An 18,911-nucleotide genomic window follows, 5' to 3' on the forward strand; every position below is an offset into this window, starting at 1 on the left:
CCTACTTCACTCCCGACGATGTCGGACTAACGCCATTGCCCACGCCATGAAGATCAGACGTCGTAACCGGGTGGTCGCACCCGTCGCGTTAGCGATTCTGATCATCGGAGCGGCGAATGGATGCACGGCAGCAGACCCTCCGCCGCCGTTTCCGTCAACACAGTCTGGGCCTCAGCCCCAAACGCAGACGCCCACTCAGGCGCCGAGTGAACCACCACCGGTCAGCCTTCACCCGGAAGGAACATCCAGCGAAAACTTGCCGTTCTTCACGGCGATCGTCAAGCACGTGTGGGCATCCAATAAGGCAGAAGATGGAGATGCGTATGTTGATGCGCTCGCCACTGCCGGATTCCCGCGGTCCGACATGCAAAGGACTTCCGACGTCTCGACCGTCGGTAACCCTGCGGAGAGCATGATGATCTCTGTCCGCTGGATCGATGGCCAGTGCCTGCTCGCGCAGGTGGGGCCCTCAACCGGGGAGCCCGTGACTGCTGTTCTACCAGTACTCGCAGATGGGAGCTGCCTTGTCGGCCACACAGCGGCGATCGGATAGCACTTGTTTGCTGACAAGTGTACCGACGACGTGGAGCCATAAACCCGCATCGTCTCAGGGGCCCACCGCAGCCTGCTGTGTGACGAATCGAAGACGCTTCGACGAACAGAGCGGAGCCGACTTTGCGCGTACTACGATATATCGGGGGGCCTAATAGGGTGCCGAGCCGGTAGGCGCGGCACGCTGGACTCACGAGCTAGCGACAACGGAGTTGCATGATGCCTCAACCAGAGGACGAACTGGGCACCCTCCTCATCGAGAGCAGGACAACTGCACCGGCATTCAAACCGGAGCACGTTCGTCGTACGAAGTTGATCGATGACCTGCGCGTCACTCGGTCGCGCATGGTGACCATCGTCGCACCAGCCGGGTACGGCAAGACATCTCTGCTCGCAGAGTGGGCTGAGCGCGAAGACCGCCAGACAGCATGGCTCACCTTGAAACCTGGGGATGACGATCCTTCCGAACTGATCAGGATGGTCGCTCGATCATGTGCGGGCTTGGATCGGGGGCATTCCTTGGCGTTCGAACAGATCGTGGCATCAGGCGGCGATGCCCTGTCGAGAATGGCTCCCGCGGTCGGGATGGCGCTGTCCGATACAGCGCAACCTTTCGTGCTGTTCATCGATGACACCCATGTTCTCAACGATGAACGAAGCGTCGACGCCCTGGGCATTGCGCTGGCAGGGGTGCCGGACGGCTCCCAAGTTGTCCTCGCAGGACGACACCGCACCCCGGCGTACGCCCGATGGAGACTCGCATTGTCATCCGCGCATGTTGGGATCGAGCAACTACGCATTGATGTCGAAGGGGCAGCGCTGATCGCAAGAGAGGCCGGCGCCACCACTGATGAATCGGTACTGCGCGAATGGGTGTCGAGATGTGAGGGGTGGGCAGCTGGGTTGCACATGTGTGCGCTACTTGCTGAAGAGAACCCATTCGCGGCGGTCCGGGATGAGGACCTTCTTGCTGACTACCTCTACCAAGAATGCATGAATGGTCTGCCTGGCGAAGCGCGAGACTTTCTCCTTCGAACCTCGGTCCTTCAAACCCACATCCCGGATCTCTGCGATGCCGTCCGCGGACGAGACGACTCCGCAAGGATCCTGCGTGAACTCGAAGCTCGGCAGATGTTCGTCACCGCGGACCGTGCTCACCACACATATCATCTGCACCCGCTGTTCCAGGAGTACCTTCGAAACGAACTTGACCTCGATTCTCCGACAGCGGCGTCTGCGATTCACTATAAGGCCGCCGTTTGGTTCCAGGAACGGGGCCAGCTCACCGAAGCCATTGATCATGCCATCGCTGCGAACGAGTTCGACCTCGCAATCGCGCTCGTCACCGCGGTGGGACTGGGCACCTATGAGGCTGGTCAGGCGTCTCGGCTCGGACGATGGTTGGATCAAATCGGTGATGCTCGCGTACTGGCGAATCCGGCCGCTGTCGTCGTCATCACTTGGTACTCGGTGCTTGCTGGATCGGACAAGGACGCGGAGAAATGGAGCACTTTGCTCGGAAGCCTTCCCGATGAAGCCGAAGCTGCGGGAATGAATGTGGCATCAGCCAAAGCAATGATCCGAGCGATTTCGATGAAGGGCGGCTTTGATGCAGCCCTCTCGGATGCTGACTTCGCGTGCTCCATAGAGGGTATTGATAGTCCATGGCGTGATCCAGCGCTTCAGATACTAGGCAGCACGCTGCTTCACGCAGGTCAGACAACACGCGCGATCKAGGTGCTCACAGCCGCGAAGCATGTCGCGGATGCGCGAAACAACGCTGCGTCGCTTGCGATCTGCGAGACGGACCTGTCGTTTCTCGCGATCGAGGCCGGAGAATGGACGGTGGCCGCGGAACGCACCGCAACCGTCCTTCGAGCCATTCAAGATGCAGGAATCGAAGACTACGTGATGGTCCCTTACGCGTGCTCCGCAGCGGCCTGCGCGGAGTTGGCAGATGGCCGTCGTTCTGAAGGCATGGGACACCTAGCTTGGGGTATGTCAGAGCGGCAACGCTGCGGAAGCGCGGTGCCACTGCTGGGTATTCCTACAAGACTCCTGCTGGCGCGAGCTAACCTGATGGTCGGTGACGGGAACGCAGTGAAGGTGCTTCTCAGTGAGATTGACGCCATGAACCCGCCTCCGGAAGGCCGGGGTGTGTTGGACGCTCGTATCGAGTTCATGCGCGAGGCGCTACAAGATTTCGAGCTGCGAACGGGGATCCGTAACCGATCTATGGCGCTCACCGCAGCGGAACAGAGGCTACTGCCATACCTTCAAACGCATCTGACGCGCGCTGAGATCGCGCAGCGGCTCTTTCTGTCACCCAATACCGTTGGCACGCAGATGTCGATGATCTTCCGGAAGTTCGGAGCCACGACGCGAGCAGAGGCCGTTCGTACAGCTTTCGAGCTTGAGCTCCTCGGCGGCATCCCCGACCTCTCCCACACCTCATAGGGCGCGAGGGAGGTCGGAGCGTGCCCACTGCGGTTCGGCATCGCCGTGCCGCAAAAACTGGATAGCCCGGAACGACCTCAAACTGTTGCCTGGCCGGCTTCGAGCCGGCGAACAGGCGGCCCATGTTCGTGAGCCTCGATGATGAGAGCAGATCAGGGGCAAGGTTCCTCATGTCGAGAAGGCGTGATGAGGGCTGGCGCGAACGAACCTACCCTGTGGCCTTCGCGATCGCGAAAGCGTCACGGCGGCGATGCTGCTGATCGACGTCGGGTGACTTTCGGGTGCGGGACGTATGAAGTTGTCGGCACCGACGGTCTGCGGAGAGGACACGCTTCTACGTTGAACCAGGCCGGTGATATCGGTCGACGCGTTCGGTCGCCCTCGTTCCAGCGAGAGCGCGGAGGAGTGGATCAATGGTATCGAGGCGTAGGGAGGAATGCATCAAAGAGGCACCTGAAGCATTTTGTTACAGTTTTGGCCGCCCAGGTCGCGAACTAGGACATTCTCCCTCCAGCAGGTCAGCGAGAGCAACATATTCGATGAAGGATAGCGCGCGTCTTGCTAGAAATCAGTAGAACCCCGCACTAAATACAAGACCAGGAAGACAGATGACTGACATCAATGATCCCTACGCTGCGGCCGACGTACCCTCGACATTCCCACGTCGGACTGTCGTAAAAGCCGCTGCTTGGAGTATCCCGGTGATTGCCGCGACTGCGGCTGTTCCCCTTGCCTCGGCCAGCACCACCTGCGTGATTGTACCGCTTGGAAGTGTCGAGCTCGGGCTTGGATCACCGTACTTCACCCCCGCCGCAGCCAGCGAGACCGCGGGTGGCTCGAATGGTGCAATCAACACCGCGTTCGCACACGACGCAAGAGTCACCTGGACTTACAAGGTGACGAACACTGGATCTACCATCATTCCTGCGGGGGACCTCAGCATTGTGATTGTCATTTTGGGGAACGCCACCCCTTGGGTGGACCCACAGGCCACTGCAGCGCCGACGGGATGGCATCTCGACGGGGTGGGTAACTGGATAAACAACACGCCAAACGTTGCGGAAGCGAAGTGGACAAGCGTAGCCCCCATCGCCCCAGGCGCCGAGTCTGAGTTCTCCTTCACTGCGACGATGCCGCCCGAGTATAATGGCCCGAATGGTCCGGGGCCCTCGGCCGTGCATGCATATTTGCTTCGGAATACATATCAGTGCGATGGGGCGACGAGGTGGGAAAACCGAACGGCCGCATTGAACACTGGCAACTCGGGTTATGATGACAATAGAATCTATGGTAGCGACTGGACATTCCACCCATGAGGACTACCGTGAACTGATCGACGTGGAGCCTTCTCCCTTTGTCGGTCCGGGCCCGCTTGCACGGGCCCGGACCAGATCGAGTACCGCAAATGGATCCCCTAATGAGCGGGAAGAAGCTCCATCGGGGATCCGATGAAGGGGCTGGGCGTGACATCGATATCTGCCTGTCCGTGGCTTCATCAGGAGGAGGAGTCCCGCGAAGGCGATAGTCGCGACGATGGCGGTGCCCGAGGGCATGCGCCAGCGCGGGCCGGCTCAGGTCACAGCGGTGCGGTCTGCGTCATGACGCCCTCCTCGAGGTGCGGGTCGTAACCTGTCATCAGTGACGACGTGCGCCCAGGCGCCGCACTACGATCGTTCGCGACCAGGGACAACGACAAGGAGATCGCCAACTAGAGCCGGGCTGCGGTCTCCACGTGGCGGAATCGCCAAGGACTACCATCGAGTATCGACAGGAAGAGCCCTCACCGACTTGGCGATCCGACGTCGCCACGAGGGAGCCCGAGGCCTCAACGATGCCTAGGTAGGCAATCTTTTCGGCATCTAGTCCATGCGTTCACTCCGGCGTAGCTTTGATGGCCACCTCGTCAATGACCACTCTGTCCAGGGCAGGGCAGGGCAGGGCCGCAGAGCTCGAGCGTGATCAACCTTCTCGACAATTCCCGCAACTATGCGGCGGAGGCGCGGCTCCTCGACCAGCATCGCCGCATGGATCCAACGTCGCTGGAAGCGTGATCCGCAGACTCGGTGGGGACGGGGCCGACGACGGGCGCACCGGCTCGCTCGTTGAGCGCCCTCTCAAGAACACCGCTGGCGAGCAACACCGCAGACAGATTCGACACTCGTCGCCCAATCCCCGAGCCGGCATGGTCCGAGTGCTCATGACCAGCGTCAGCACTCAAGTCCTGGGCCCYGATGAACAGCATCGTGAGCTGTAGTTGAAGCGGCCGGCGTCCCGTACTCTTCCCCGGGAGCCAACAGCTGCTGAGTGCCGTCCCAGTACATCAGTATCAGTCGTCAGCTCGGTATGAGCCGCCGCAGGACCATCATTGTGTGCGCCCATTGTCTGATGAGGAGTTCGCTCGCGGCGCATGGTCATGCGGTTCAACGTGTGGCCACTTTGATGGCCTCATTGCGTCCGAGATGGCTTGATGATGGCCTGGATGGACCAGGGGCGACACGTAGATTCCGGGGGCCGATCCCAGTATTCTCTAGGTGAGACGCGGGTGTGGGATTGCTTGACTCCCTAGCGTGAGGTCGCGGGTTCAAGCCCCTCTCCTGCTACTTCAAACGCCTCCACGCCCGCAGAATTACGCAGACGCTGTGGAGGTGTTGTCATGCAGCTTTGTCGCGACGACGCCAAATGTGGCCCTCGGCCCAAATCGGCGAGTGGCTCTCCGTAGCTGCCCAGCTGGCCGAGTTCTACGGGATCGCGCGGAGCGGGCGCCATCACCCCGATGCTGCGCTTGTGGTGGACATGGATGCGACAACCGCAACGGGACCTGGCGACACGCGCCTGCTTCAAAGGCGTGGCAGCGGAGAGCATCGGGTTGCGCCCGGCTTGGCGTGCGACGTCGACAGCACGATCACGTGGTCTTGACGACGGGATCCTCGTGTTCTATCTTTACTTCACGACTTAACAAAGGAGTGAAGTGGCGAATGCACCGCGATCCTCGGCCGACGTCAATCGCACGGCGGTCCTCGCCCATCTCGGGGTGCACGGTCCGGCCTCGCGCGCTGACCTGGCCCGCAGCCTCGAGGTGTCTCCTCCGCTGATCACCCAGCTGACCCGCGATCTGCTCGCGGACGGCCTGCTGCAGGAGCTCGCCGAGTCCTCCCATCGTGGGGGACGGCCGGCCCGCCTGCTCGGACTGGTCTCGACCGGGCTCGCGGCGATCGGCGTCAAGGTCGCGCCCGATCACATCGCCCTCGTGGAGGGCGGGATCGACGGATCCGTGCGACGCTCGCGCTCCGAGTCCTTCGACGCGCGCTCGCCGATCGCCGTCGCCGTGCTCGGCGAACTCATCGCCGCCTTCACGGCCGATGCGGACGCGGACACCGTGGTTCTCGGTGTCGGGGTCGGACTTCCCGGATCCGTCGCCCGGCAGGACGAGGGGATCGTCGACTCGACCCAGCTCGGCTGGAATCAGGTCGCGCTGGGGGCGTTGCTGCGTCGTGTCCTGGATCTTCCGGTCGTCGTGGAGAACAACGTCAACGCCCTCGTGATCGCCGAGAAGCTGTTCGGCGAGGCGCGCGACCTGCGTGACGCCCTCGTGGTCACGATCGGCGATGGCGTGGGGGCGGGGATCGTCGCGGAGGGGCTCCTGCTGCGCGGACGCGCCGGGGGCGCCGGCGACTTCGGACATGTGCCGGTCCGCGAGGGCGGTCCGCTCTGCCAGTGCGGCAACCGCGGATGCCTGGAAGCGGTGATCGGGCAGGGGGCGCTCGTGAACGATGCGCGTTCGATCCGGCTGATCAGCGAGGACGAGGGGATCGACGAGGTCCGCGCCCTGGCGGACTCCGGCGATACAGATGCGCGCGAGATCTTCGCGCACGCCGGCCACCAGCTCGGTCGCGCGCTCGCCGGGATGATGAACGTCCTCGATCCCGAGCTCGTGGTCGTGCACGGCGAGGGGGTGCAGGCATGGGCGCATTGGGCGACCGCTTTCGAGGCCGCCCTGCGTGGGGCCCTGGTGCCGGGCAAGCGCGGCATCCCGGTGCACGTCGAGGACTGGGCCGACGAGCGCTGGGCGCTGGGCGCCGCCGCGCTCGTGCTGGCCACCCCGTTCGACGCCGACGGCGTATCGGGGGAGCAGGGGCGGCTGGTCCGCGAGCGCCTCGTCGCGACCTCTCCGGGGCGCTCATGACCGGCACATCCGCGCCGGCACCGCGGCGGGTCCGCCGTAGCCCGCGGTACTACGCCGTCATCGCGCTGTTCCTGCTGCCCAGCCTTGTGCCCCTAGTCGCGTTCTCTCTGGCGCCCATGGTCTCCGCGCTCTGGACGAGCTTCCACCGGTGGAATCTGATCGGCCCGATGACCTGGGTCGGGCTGGACAACTACGCGCACCTGTTCAGCGACCCGAAGACCGGCGCGGTGTTCCTGCACACCCTGTTCTACATCCTCGGCGTGCTGCCGCTGACCTATGTCGGCGGCCTGGTGATCGCCCTCGCGCTGAACTCCCGGATGAAGGGACGCACGCTGTTCCGCGGCATCTACTTCCTGCCGGTCATCACCAGCTGGGTGGTCGTCGCGCTGGTCTGGCGCTGGCTGCTGAACCCCTCGAACGGGGCGGTCAACGCGCTGCTGGGGTTCTTCGGGATCCATGGCCCCGGATGGTGGGCGGATCCCGCCTGGTCGATCCCCTCCGTGATCCTCGCCTCGGCGTGGAAGGACGTCGGGTTCACGATGGTGATCCTGCTCGCGGGGCTCCAGGCGATCAATCCGGACCTCTACGAGGCGGCAGCGCTGGACGGCGCGGGCTGGTGGCGGCGTTTGTCCAGCGTGACGCTGCCGATGCTCTCGCCATCGACCTTCTTCGTCATCATCCTCGGCCTCATCAACGGCTTCCAGGTGTTCGACCAGGTGTATGTGCTCACCGCCGGCGGCCCGAACGACTCCAGCAGGGTCGTCGTGCAGCAGGTGTACGACCTCACCTTCCGCTACGGGCAGGCGGGGATGGCCTCGGCGCTGAGCTGGATCCTGTTCGCCGTCATCCTCGTCATCACGCTCATCCAGTTCCTCGGGCAGAAGAGATGGGTGCACTATGCGTGACCGCGTGAAGCGCACCGTGCTCTGGACCGTCATGGCGCTCGGGGCGCTGGCCATGCTGTTCCCGTTCGTGTGGACGGTGGTCACCTCGATCTCACCCGGCGCGAGCCTGACGGCGACCCCGAAACTGATCCCGGACAATCCCTCGCTCTCGCCCTATCTGGCGCTGTTCACCGGGGCCAACTTCGGCACGGCGATCCTGAACTCGCTCGTGATCGCGGTCRCCAGCAGCGTGCTGCAGGTGCTCACCAGCGCCATGGCGGCCTACGTGTTCTCGCGCATGCCGTTCCGAGGGCGGGGGGCGGTGTTCCTGCTCTATCTCGCGACCATGATGATCCCGTTCCAAGTGCTGATCGCTCCGCTGTTCGCCGAGATGAAGGCGCTCGGGCTGATCAACACCTATCTCGGCGTGCTGCTGCCGACGGTCGCCAGCGCGTTCGGCGTGTTCCTGCTGCGTCAGGCGATGGGCTCCGTGCCCATCGACTTCGATCAGGCCGCGACGCTGGACGGCGCGGGGCACCTGCGGATCTTCTTCCAGATCCTGCTCCCGCTCGTGCGTCCCGCGCTCGCCACGGTCGCCGTGTTCGGGTTCCTGAACACCTGGAACAGCTTCCTCTGGCCGCTGATCATCCTGCGCGATCCGAGCATGCAGACGCTGCCCGTTGCGCTCACCAGCCTGCAGGGACAGCACTCCACGCAGTGGGACGTGCTGATGGCGGGATCCGTCGTCAGCATCCTCCCGATGCTCGCGCTCTACGTCTTCGCGCAGAAGTACATCGTGCAGGGCGTGGCCGGCGCAGGGCTGAAATGACGTCTCGCAAGACCCATCCCGTACCACCACCCGAAACACGCACACCAGGAGTCGAATCAATGAAGAAGAAGTCTCTGCTCGCCGGCGCAACGATCGCGCTCGGCGCTCTCGTGCTCGCCGGCTGCTCCGCGACCGGCGGCGCCGCCGATGACGGCGGCAAGGTCACGATCACCTACTCGAACTTCATCTCGAACGGAGGCAACGAGAAGAACCTCCAGAAGATCGTCGACGCGTTCCACAAGGCGAATCCGAACATCACGGTGAAGATCGCCACCACCGACTACGCGAACTACTTCACGAAGCTGCAGACGGATCTGTCCGCAGGCACCGAGGCCGACGTCTTCGACGTGGACGCCGGATCGTTCCACACCTATGCCGATCAGGGCGTGCTGGCCGAGCTGAAGAACGTCGACAAGGGCGCCTATCGCACGTCCGTGCTGAACACCTACGCGGTGGACGGCAAGCAGTACGGTCTGCCCACCTCCTTCTCCGACGTCGTGCTGTTCTACAACAAGGACCTGTTCGCCAAGGCCGGCGTCTCCGCGCCGACAGCGGACTGGACCTGGAAGGACGAGCAGGCCGCCGCCGAGAAACTCACGGCGAACGGCGTCTGGGGCGACTACCAGCCCGTGAGCTATTTCGAGTACTACAAGGCGCTCGCGCAGGCCGGCGGCAGCTTCCTGTCCAAGGACGGCAAGAAGAGTGCATTCGACAGCCCCGAGGGCATCGCCGCCGCCGAGTGGCTCGCGAACAAGTCCGGCAAGACCATGCCGACCGCGGCCGACGGCGCAGGCACCCCTGATTTCGACACCAACCTGTTCAAGAGCGGGAAGCTCGCGATGTGGCATTCCGGCATCTGGATGTTCGGCCTGCTCGGCACTCTGCCGTTCGGATGGGACGTGGCGGTCGAGCCCGGCGACACCACGCACGCGAGCGCGATGTTCTCCAACGCCGCGGTGGTGTCCGCGAACTCGAAGCACGCCGCCGCTGCGCAGAAGTTCGCGGCGTTCCTCACGACGTCGAAGGAGATGGTGCAGACCCGTCTCGACGCGGGTTGGGAACTGCCGGCGATCTCCGACGAGTCCGCGCTGAAGCCGTATCTCACGCAGACGCCGCCGGCCAACCGTAAGGCCGTGTTCGACTCGCTCGACAAGGTCGCTCTGAACCCGGTGCTCGGCCCCAACGCGCAGCAGATCCAGGACGCGGTCACCAATGCGCTCGGTGAGATCGCCGCGGGACGGCAGAAGGCCGCCGACGCGATCCCTGCGCTCGCGAAGACCGTCGACGGACTCCTGGCCCCGTAACGCCCCCATCGGATCGGGGCGGCCGGCCGGTCGCCCCGACCCTTACCCACGAAAGCACCCCGTGACCGCACACCCTGTCCTCGTCTCGGACGAGCGCCTGCGCGCTCTCACTGCCGAGAGCATCCGGCTCATCAACGACCTGCAGACGCCTGAGGGCGCCTACCCGGCCAGCCCGACCTTCTCCGCCTACCTCGGCTACTCCTGGCTGCGCGACGGCGCCTTCATCGCGGACGGTATGTCGTCGGTCGGCGAGCACGCCTCGGCGGAGCGCTTCTTCGACTGGTGCGCGGGTGTGATCACCGCGCGCCGGGAGCAGATCGAGACGATCGTCGCGCGCGCACACGCCGGAACCCCGGTCGCCGACGAGGAGATGCTCGCGACCCGCTTCACGTTCGCGGGCGAGGAGGGGCGGGACGACTGGTGGGACTTCCAGCTGGACGGATACGGCACCTGGATCTGGGCCATGGGCGCGCATCTCGCCCGGTCCCCGCAGCCGGTCGAGCGCTGGCGCGAGGCGATCGAGCTGACGGTGGACTACCTCACCTCGTCCTGGCGGCGGCCCTGCTACGACTGGTGGGAGGAGCACGCCTCGCATGTGCACGGCTCGACGCTGGCGGCCATAGGAGCCGGTTTGCGGTCCGCGCTCTCGATCGGAGCGATCGACGGGCCCCGGGGGCAAGAGGCCAGGATCGCCGCCGACGCGATCGACGACGTCGTGCGTACCGCGGGCGTTCATGACGGACATCTGGCGAAGTGGCTCGGAAGCACGGCCGTGGATGCCTCGCTCGCCTCGGCGCTGGCGCCGTTCGGCCTCGTCGATCCGTCATCGGCGATCGGCGCGCGCACGCTCGACGTGCTGGATCGGCACCTCACCGTCGAGGGCGGCACGCACCGCTACCTCGGCGACACGTTCTTCGGCGGAGGTCAGTGGCCGCTCCTGAGCTGCTTCCTCGGCCTCGCACATCACGCGGCCGGCAACCTCGACCGCGCCAGAGAGCTGTGGCTGTGGGCCGCCTCGACGGCGACCGATGCTCTGGAGCTCCCCGAGCAGGTGGATCGGCACCTGCTCGCCCCCGCGATGACCCGGGAGTGGATCGACCGCTGGGGCGCCTCAGCCACCCCCTTGCTCTGGAGCCATGCCATGTTCCTCCGCCTGGGCGCGGAGCTGGAAGGAGATGCCCGATGATCCGCCACCGTCCCTTCGGATCCGGCCACCCGTACTCGACCGACACCGAGCAGCGCTCCCCGGTCGTGCCCGAGGCGGGTGGGTCCGTATCGCTCGGCGTGCGGGCCGACGCCAGGGCGATCGCGGTCCGCTGCGAGCTCGTGTTCCGCGCCGACGGCGATCCGGCGGCAGGCGACGAGGCCGTGCTGCCCCTCGACCGCGTCGCGCAGACCTCACGCGGGAGAACGATCGACGGAGGTCATCTCGCCTCCGCCGCCGGGCGGCTCGCCCGCAGCCAGGGTGGCTGGGGCGTCCGCATCGACGATCTGCGCGACGGCGGCGCCTATCGCTACCGCTTCGTCGCCACCCGTGAGGACGGATCCGAGGAGCGCACCGGCTGGCACGAGTTCCGTGCGGCGCGGTGGGTGCCGGCACCGGACGCCGTCATCGTGCGCGGCGCGTCGCGGCGCACCGACGCGGTCCCCGAGGTGCTGCACGACGGCGAGCGGGCCTGGCACGCTCGCTTCGCGCTGCGCCTCGAGGCGAGCGAGCACGTGGCCGGCTTCGGGGAACGCTACGACCGGCTCGACCAGCGCGGTGCGGACCTCGACGCCGTGGTGTTCGAGCAGTACAAGAGCCAGGGCGCGGAGCGCAAGACCTACCTCCCGATGCCGTTCGCGCACGTGGTCGGTGGATCCGGGTGGGGCTTCCACGTCGACACCACCCTGCGCACCTGGTACGCGGTGGGCACAGCGGCCGGCGCCGGCGCCGGCGCAGACGCGGTGCTCGGTATCGAGGCCGAGACCGGACCGGACGGCACGCTCGAGATCCGCTTCTTCGACGGCGATCCGACCGCCGTGCTGACCGCCTTCCTGGACCGTGCGGGACGAGCGAAGGAGCTCCCGGACTGGGTGTTCCGACTCTGGGCCAGCGGCAACGAGTGGAACACGCAGGCCGAGGTCATGCGGCAGATGGATCTGCACCGCGAGCACGGGGTCCCGGTGGGATCCGTCGTCATCGAGGCGTGGAGCGACGAKCGCACCTTCACGGCGTTCCGCGATGCCGAGTACGCGGTCGCCGAAGACGGCGCCCCGCATCGCCTGAAGGACTTCACGTTCCCCGGGGACGGTGCCTGGCCGGATCCGAAGGGCATGGCCGACGAGCTGCACGACCGCGACATCCGGCTGCACCTGTGGCAGATCCCGCTGCTGAAGATGCGCCCGCACCCGCGCGGCCAGCTGGCGGCGGACGCGCGCAGTGCGATCGCGGAGGACGTGCTCATCCGGGAACCGGACGCACGCGGGAACTTGCGTCCCTATCGCAACCGCGGCTGGTGGTTCCCGCTTTCGCTCATGCCTGACCTCACGGACGCGAGGGCGGCGGCCTGGTGGACCGAGAAGCGCCGCTACCTCGTGGAGGAGATCGGCGTCGACGGCTTCAAGACCGACGGCGGAGAGCACGCGTGGGGCCGCGAGCTCGTCTACCTCGACGGGCGGCGCGGTGACGAGAAGAACAACACCTTCCCGGTCGCGTACGCGAAGGCATACGGCGACCTGCTGGAGTCCGCGGGCAAGGCGCCGGTGACATTCAGCCGTGCCGGATTCACCGGATCCCAGGCGCACGGCGCGTTCTGGGCGGGGGACGAGAATTCGACCTGGGAGGCGTTCCGGTGGTCGATGATCGCCGGTCTCTCCGCCGCCGCATCCGGAATCGTGTACTGGGGATGGGATATCGCGGGCTTCTCCGGCGAGATCCCCGAGGCCGAACTCTACATTCGAGCCATGCAGGCCTCCGTCTTCGTCCCGATCATGCAGTACCACTCCGAGTTCAACCACCACCGCTCGCCGTCCCGCGACCGCACCCCGTGGAACATCGCGCAGCGGACCGGGGACGATCGGGTGCTCCCGCTGACCCGCGCGGCCGTCGAGCTCCGCGAGCGTCTGGTGCCGTATCTCGTGGAGGCGGCTCGCGTCGCCGTGACGGCGGATCGGCCGTTGATGAGGCCGTTGTTCTTCGACGCGCCGCATGACCCCACGGTGTGGGATGCGCCGATCTCCTGGTTGCTCGGCGACGACATCCTCGTCGTGCCGGTGCTAGAGCCTGGGGCGACGACCGCGGAGGTGCGCCTTCCGTCCGGCTCCTGGCGCGAGGTGCGCACCGGGGCGGTGCATCCGGGGGAGTCGACGATCCACGTCGAGACGCCCATCGAGTCGATCCCCGTGTTCGTGCGGGACGGCGCGAAGGTGGGCGACCTTCTCACTGAGCATCAAGGATCGGAAAGGCGCCGAGGGCACCTCGCCTAAGCAGGCCGTCGTAGCCCTGACCCGCCGCCGCATGACCGGGGTGTCCCAGGGCGGCCGAACTCCCGGCCGTAGGCGTTCTCCGCGAGGGCTCACTGAAGAAACTCGGCCGTGCCAATGCGGAGCGCTCGATGCTGCTGCAGACGCCAAACGATGGCACCAACTGCAGCCCAGCCGATTCCCGTGAGCAGGCAGAGGGCAAGCGAGAACCACGCTGAAGACGTCGCCCCGGACGTCATGAACTCTCGCGCAGCGGTAGTCCCGTGCGACAGCGGCAGCACGCCAAGGGGCGCCTGAATCCACGCGGGAAAGAGGGTCAGCGGAGCCACAACGCCGCACAGGAGCGGCAAGAAGTAACCCGCAAGGTTCGCGGCAACCAGGGAATCGCGAAGCGACAGGCTCAGTGCTGCAAGAAAGTACCCCAGGCCCACACTGCCGAGGACCGCTGCGGCCACCGTGAGGAGCGCCAGCGCCCACCCGCTCGGTGAGATGGCTGTTCCGGATACCAGAAGCAAGGAGACGGAAGTGATGGATCCGGTGACAATGCCAATAGCGGTAGGCACGGTCAATCGGCCCGCCGACAGCATCATCGGAAGCCGTGGGGCGGTGAGATGAAACGCTGACGTTCCTTCGAACCGATCGGTCGCCAGGAGCGAGCACGTTGCGACCGTCGCCTGGATCGCGCCGACAGCGAGAGACGCCGCGAGTGCATCGGCCGGGCGCAGCACTGATGTCCCCCCGGTCGCGAGCATCACGTAGAAGAGCGCGGTAAACAGCGGGACCACAACAAGGCGAACGAGAGTTGTTGCGACAGTCCTTGTCTCGGGCAGGGAGTTGATGGCGATCCTGGCGCCGATCGTGAAGGCGCCGATCATGACATCGCCAACGTGCCGTCGACACGCGCCCGCTTGATCGCGACGCGGAGGCCAAACCCGGCGAAGACGAGATAGACGGCCGATACCGCCAACGAAATGCCTGCCCATCCCAGGGCCGCGACGATGTCAGGCTGTCGCGAAGCGAGCGTCGCCGAGGTCAGAGGGTGGGCGAGAGCGAACGGCATGAGCCACGGAGGGAGCGCCGCAAAGGGCACCACGATTCCGACGAGCATCCACACCGGCGTCAGGATCAGCGGCTCGAAAGCTCGGGCGGACACGCTGACGACGAAGATTGCGGAAAGCACCGCTGCCGAAGCCACGCACGCGACCGTGGCGGCGAACAAGCCGAGCAGCACCGAGAACGACAGATCAACATCATGGGTCAGGATCAGCTGGAGAAGCCCCGCAACAGGAACGCCGATCAGACCGATCAGAGCGGCCGCCGAGGTCAAGGGTCCGAACACTACGCTAGGCGGGCGAACGGAGAAGACCTGAAGCTCAAGCGTGCCCTGGAACCGTTGGAATCCAATGAGCCCGACAGCGGTGGTGGTCGTGGCCCACATGCCTGCAGCGCTCGCGTCAAACCATGCGAGTCCGGGCAATAGCGCTCCGGAGTTCAGCGCCCCCAACGCACGCATGAGCAGGAACGTTACGGGCGTGAGCAGAGCCGTCTGAACAAAGAACGGGATCCGGAGAAGCTGACGCACGTGAAAGACGGCGATGGACGCGTACGCGATCATGCGCTCTCATCCGATTGGGGTGTAGTTCTCCGGTTCTCGAGGAAGGCGAGATAGGACTCCTCCAGCGTTGGCCGGCGTACGCCAACGGGCTCGAGGTCCCAGGCCTCGGCGAAGTCCGAGTGAGGAGACACCCGGCTCCATGCGAGGTCGATCTGCCAGCCGCCGTGGCCCTCCGATGTCGCCACTGTCGCAACGCCTTCGAGCGCTCGCAGCGCTGCATCGAGTTCGGGAGTAAGCGTCCTCGCTCGGAAGCTCGATACACCCGTGAGTTCGGCTTCCACAGCGATGTCGGCGACATTGCCAGACGCGACGACAGTTCCGGCGTCGATCACCACGACCCGATCCGCGAGTTCCTCGGCTTCTTGCATGTAGTGGGTGGTGAGGAGGATTCCCGTGCCCGTGGAACGGAGATCGCGAACGATATCTCTCAACTCGCGTGCGCCGTGAGCGTCGATTCCGATCGAAGGCTCATCCAGGAGGATCAGTTCTGGCTCGGAGAGTAGTGCGCGGGCGATGTGAAGCCGCTGGCGCATTCCGCGGGAGAAACGCTCGACCGGCTCAGCAGCGTGATCGGCCAAACCCACCCGCTCCAGCACCTCGGCGATACGTTCTGCGCGCCCCTTACGGGGTACAGCCTGAAGCTCTCCGAAGAAGTGGAGGTTTTCGGTCGCGGAAGAGCGCATGTAGAAGCCGCGGTCGCCTCCAAGTACGAGTCCGGTTCGCTCACGAGCGAACTTGGGGCGGGAGACGATATCGACCCCGGAAAGCTCGATTCGTCCCGAAGTTGGCTCCAACAGGGTCGCGATCATCTTGATCGTCGTGGTCTTCCCCGCGCCATTCGGCCCGAGCACGCACACGATCTCGCCTCGATCGATCTCGAACGACACATCTCTGACCGCGTGTGTCGTCTTGCGCTTCTGGTCGTACGTTCGCGCTAGTGACTCCACCTTCAGCAGCGGGCTAGCGCTCTGTGCTGGCGACGCGGTCATGCGACAATCCGATATCGATCGATGCCGGCAGGGTCCCGTTTCAACTGGTCAAGAAGAACAAACGCCTTATCATCCCTGCCCTGCACGTGGAAGGTGGCGATCAGGGCCTTACGCACGGCCGACAGCTGCGTAGGGGCGCCTTCGAGCTCGAGCCGGGAGATTGCTTCGGCGAGATGCGCTTCCGCGACGCCGAGGTTGTTGGACCTGTACGCCAGGTATCCGGCCAGGCTAAGAGCTTCGGTGACGGAGGTCGGATCGGATGTGCGTGCCCATGTGAGGTGCTCTTCGGATGCCTCGTGGGCTTTGTCGAATCCGTCCCGCATCGCTTCGAGTTGGATCTGATTCACGGTCGACTGAGCGTAATAGCGGTTACGCTCGCTGGCCCCAACGCATACCAGTCCGTCTGACTGCAGCGCGGCCCTGGCAAGGTCGAGGGAGGCGTTCGCTTCCGGAAGATTCTTGCGCTTCGTCCAGATCAGAGCTCGAAGGTTGTGCCCAACACCTTTCATCACCTCGCCGTCTCCGGGGCTGACTCGGCGCTCGTGGACGAGCGTATCGATCCGAGCTTCCCGCTCACCGAGGAGCGCCTCGCCGGCATCGAGGTCATTCGCGCGCTTGATGAGCCATGCAGCCAGCCGGATGGTCGCCATCGACCACGAGAAAGGTGTGGCGGCAGAATCGACGGCTTGCGTGAAACCATCTTGTGCGCCTGGGTTCTTTACTGCGGAGAGCGCCGCCGCTGCATAGGTCAATTCACCGGTGGCATAGCGCTCCGACTCGGCAAGCAGAGCGGGGGCGATAGTCGACACAAGCGTCCACTGCCCGGCGAAGTTGAGAAGCGCGTCGAGAGTCGCTTCAACGTAGCCGGCCGTCTCGCGATTCTCAGCGATCACATGCAGGATCCGCTCAGGGGCGAGTCGCTCGAGATAGGAGTCGACGTCGATTCCCTGCATTGAACACACTTCGCGCAGGTACACCTCTGCATCGCTGCGTGTACGGACCCCAAGGTCTGAGGCGAAGTTTGGGGCAAGCGGTGTCCGCTCGCGCGTCGTACTTGTGATGGACGCGATAAGCGCCCGATCTCTCATCGAATCTGGCAGGCCATCCGTGCCCAGGAGGGCAAGGGCGAGTTCGGTGACGGGTGTCATCGTCTGTTCCTTCGCGTTGTCCGAAAGAAGGGGGCGCCAGGCACTGGCGCCCCCTTCCGACCAGCTATGCGCCGTGGTTCCAGGTCCAGCCGATTGAGCTGACGTAGAGCGGCAGGTCGTTGACCTCATCCATGATGTTCTCGATGGCGCTCATAGCACCCTCCTTTTTTCTCGACAATGAGATGCTCGAACGAGCCCCCCAGTCGCACGCTACGTTCAATGGCAGCCGGAGCCAAATTGGACTGAGTTGAATAATTGGTGTACTGGGGCAGTCGCGGGCCACTTCACATCTGAGAGGCCCGCAGGATGGCCGGAATAGCCTGATGCCTACCCGTAGCTTCGGCGATCGAAGCGCCCGCTTCTTTTGAAAAGTCGCGTGTGCGTGGGGGCATTGAGCCCGTAGCGTGAGGTCGCGGGATCCACCCCGTTCCGGTTAAGGCCACCTCACGCTTCCACCCGCACTCATGTGCTGGTCCGCACGATCAAACTCGGCGCGAGTTCCATCCGCTGGATCGATCTCGTCGGCTGGGCGATCGTGTCGATCAGCATCTCGAGGGCGAGCCGACCCGACTCCTCGAAGGGCTGACGGACGGTGGTGAGATCGAGGGCCTGGGCGAGGGGACCGTCGTCGAAGCCCAGGATCGCCACGTCACCAGGGACCGAGAGTCCCTCGGCGCGCAGGCCGTGCCAGGCGCGGGCGGCGAGCTCGTCGTGGTTGGCCATGATCGCGGTCGGTGCGTCGGGGCCGGACAGGACCTCGCGCAGGCGTGCGGTGGGATCCGCATCGAGCTCGCACACGATCGGGGTGATCCTGACGTGGTCGGACAGGCCGCGCATGCGCAGCTGTCCGGCGGCGATGTAGTCGCGCGAGAGCAGCGGCTCGCCCAGGTAGGCGACGTGGCGATGGCCGCGCGCGCGAAGATGCTCGCCGGCGAGGCGTCCGCCGGCCTCGTCGTCGAGGAGGACGACCGGCGGATCCTCCCCGACCGGACGGGCGCGGCGTACGTCCACGAGGATGAGGGGGAGCGCGGCATCTCGGCTCGCCCGGAGCGCGGCACTGCCGAGCGGGACCCCCATGACGATGAGTCCGTCGATTCCGCCGCGCGCAGGCAGGGCGTCCAGGAGCGGTGCCTTGGCGCTCGCTGCGGACGGGAGATCGTGGGCGGCGAGCTCGATCGCGGTGTCGCGGGCGCGCAGGAGCATCCCGGCGAAGCGCCGGAGGTAGGTCTGGTAGGTGGTGAACGGCGCTGCGACCGCGATCCGCATCCCCGCGACGGGACGACGCGCGGAGGTCGTGCGGTAGCCCAGCGCGCCTGCCGCGGCGACCACCCGCACGCGCGTCTGCTCGCTCACGCGATGCGGAGCGTTGATCGCGAGAGAGACGGTCGAGATACTCACCCCCGCGCGCTCGGCGACCGTGTAGATGGTCACCTTCGGCGATCCGCGCAAGATCTTGTCCTCTCCGTTTGCGAAGTTCTTCATCGA

14 protein-coding genes are annotated in these 18,911 nt (G+C 65.2%); 9 read left to right on the forward strand and 5 right to left on the reverse strand.

The window, feature by feature from the left end; genetic code table 11:
• Nucleotides 1-46: 46 nt before the first annotated feature.
• The 9 genes from AC1DG4_RS16740 (at nt 47) to AC1DG4_RS16780 (ending at nt 13,677) form a co-directional block, all read left to right on the forward strand.
• On the forward strand, nt 47-553 hold the full coding sequence (locus AC1DG4_RS16740) for a DUF6993 domain-containing protein (RefSeq protein ID WP_477421360.1): 507 nt from the start codon (nt 47-49) through the stop codon (nt 551-553).
• Nucleotides 554-771: 218 nt separating this feature from the next.
• Complete coding sequence (locus AC1DG4_RS16745; protein WP_477421361.1) at nt 772-3,009, forward strand: winged helix-turn-helix domain-containing protein; 2,238 nt, start codon at nt 772-774, stop codon at nt 3,007-3,009.
• A gap of 608 nt (nt 3,010-3,617) precedes the next feature.
• Entirely contained in the window at nt 3,618-4,325 is a 708-nt protein-coding gene (locus AC1DG4_RS16750; RefSeq protein WP_477420455.1) for a hypothetical protein, read from the forward strand.
• Between the two features lie 1,652 nt (nt 4,326-5,977).
• Nucleotides 5,978-7,192, forward strand: coding sequence for an ROK family protein (locus tag AC1DG4_RS16755; protein ID WP_477380243.1), 1,215 nt, complete (start codon nt 5,978-5,980; stop codon nt 7,190-7,192).
• A complete protein-coding gene (locus AC1DG4_RS16760) occupies nt 7,189-8,097 on the forward strand; it encodes a carbohydrate ABC transporter permease (RefSeq protein WP_477380241.1) in 909 nt (302 codons plus the stop codon). Before AC1DG4_RS16755 ends, AC1DG4_RS16760 begins: the two co-directional genes overlap by 4 nt.
• Entirely contained in the window at nt 8,090-8,905 is an 816-nt protein-coding gene (locus AC1DG4_RS16765) for a carbohydrate ABC transporter permease (protein WP_477421362.1), read from the forward strand. Before AC1DG4_RS16760 ends, AC1DG4_RS16765 begins: the two co-directional genes overlap by 8 nt.
• A 59-nt stretch (nt 8,906-8,964) precedes the next feature.
• Nucleotides 8,965-10,209 carry an ABC transporter substrate-binding protein gene (locus AC1DG4_RS16770; protein WP_477380238.1) on the forward strand — a complete coding sequence of 415 codons (1,245 nt, stop codon included), beginning with the start codon at nt 8,965-8,967 and terminating at the stop codon, nt 10,207-10,209.
• Between the two features lie 61 nt (nt 10,210-10,270).
• Nucleotides 10,271-11,395, forward strand: coding sequence for a glycoside hydrolase family 15 protein (locus tag AC1DG4_RS16775; RefSeq protein ID WP_477380236.1), 1,125 nt, complete (start codon nt 10,271-10,273; stop codon nt 11,393-11,395).
• Nucleotides 11,392-13,677, forward strand: coding sequence for a glycoside hydrolase family 31 protein (locus AC1DG4_RS16780; protein ID WP_477421363.1), 2,286 nt, complete (start codon nt 11,392-11,394; stop codon nt 13,675-13,677). Before AC1DG4_RS16775 ends, AC1DG4_RS16780 begins: the two co-directional genes overlap by 4 nt.
• Nucleotides 13,678-13,766: 89 nt before the next feature.
• On the opposite strand, the gene AC1DG4_RS16785 is transcribed toward AC1DG4_RS16780, so the two are convergent.
• The 5 genes from AC1DG4_RS16785 to AC1DG4_RS16805 form a co-directional block, all read right to left on the reverse strand.
• Entirely contained in the window at nt 13,767-14,549 is a 783-nt protein-coding gene (locus tag AC1DG4_RS16785; protein ID WP_477380232.1) for an ABC transporter permease, read from the reverse strand.
• Entirely contained in the window at nt 14,546-15,289 is a 744-nt protein-coding gene (locus AC1DG4_RS16790) for a hypothetical protein (protein WP_477380230.1), read from the reverse strand. The genes AC1DG4_RS16785 and AC1DG4_RS16790 overlap by 4 nt, the downstream gene beginning before the upstream one ends.
• Nucleotides 15,286-16,278, reverse strand: a complete 993-nt coding sequence (locus tag AC1DG4_RS16795) for an ABC transporter ATP-binding protein (protein WP_477380229.1) — start codon at nt 16,276-16,278, stop codon at nt 15,286-15,288. The genes AC1DG4_RS16790 and AC1DG4_RS16795 overlap by 4 nt, the downstream gene beginning before the upstream one ends.
• A complete protein-coding gene (locus AC1DG4_RS16800) occupies nt 16,275-17,426 on the reverse strand; it encodes a hypothetical protein (RefSeq protein WP_477380227.1) in 1,152 nt (383 codons plus the stop codon). Before AC1DG4_RS16800 ends, AC1DG4_RS16795 begins: the two co-directional genes overlap by 4 nt.
• Before the next feature lie 462 nt (nt 17,427-17,888).
• A complete protein-coding gene (locus tag AC1DG4_RS16805) occupies nt 17,889-18,908 on the reverse strand; it encodes a LacI family DNA-binding transcriptional regulator (RefSeq protein WP_477380225.1) in 1,020 nt (339 codons plus the stop codon).
• Nucleotides 18,909-18,911: the final 3 nt, after the last annotated feature.

This window comes from Microbacterium sp. 05N427, assembly GCF_056397105.1.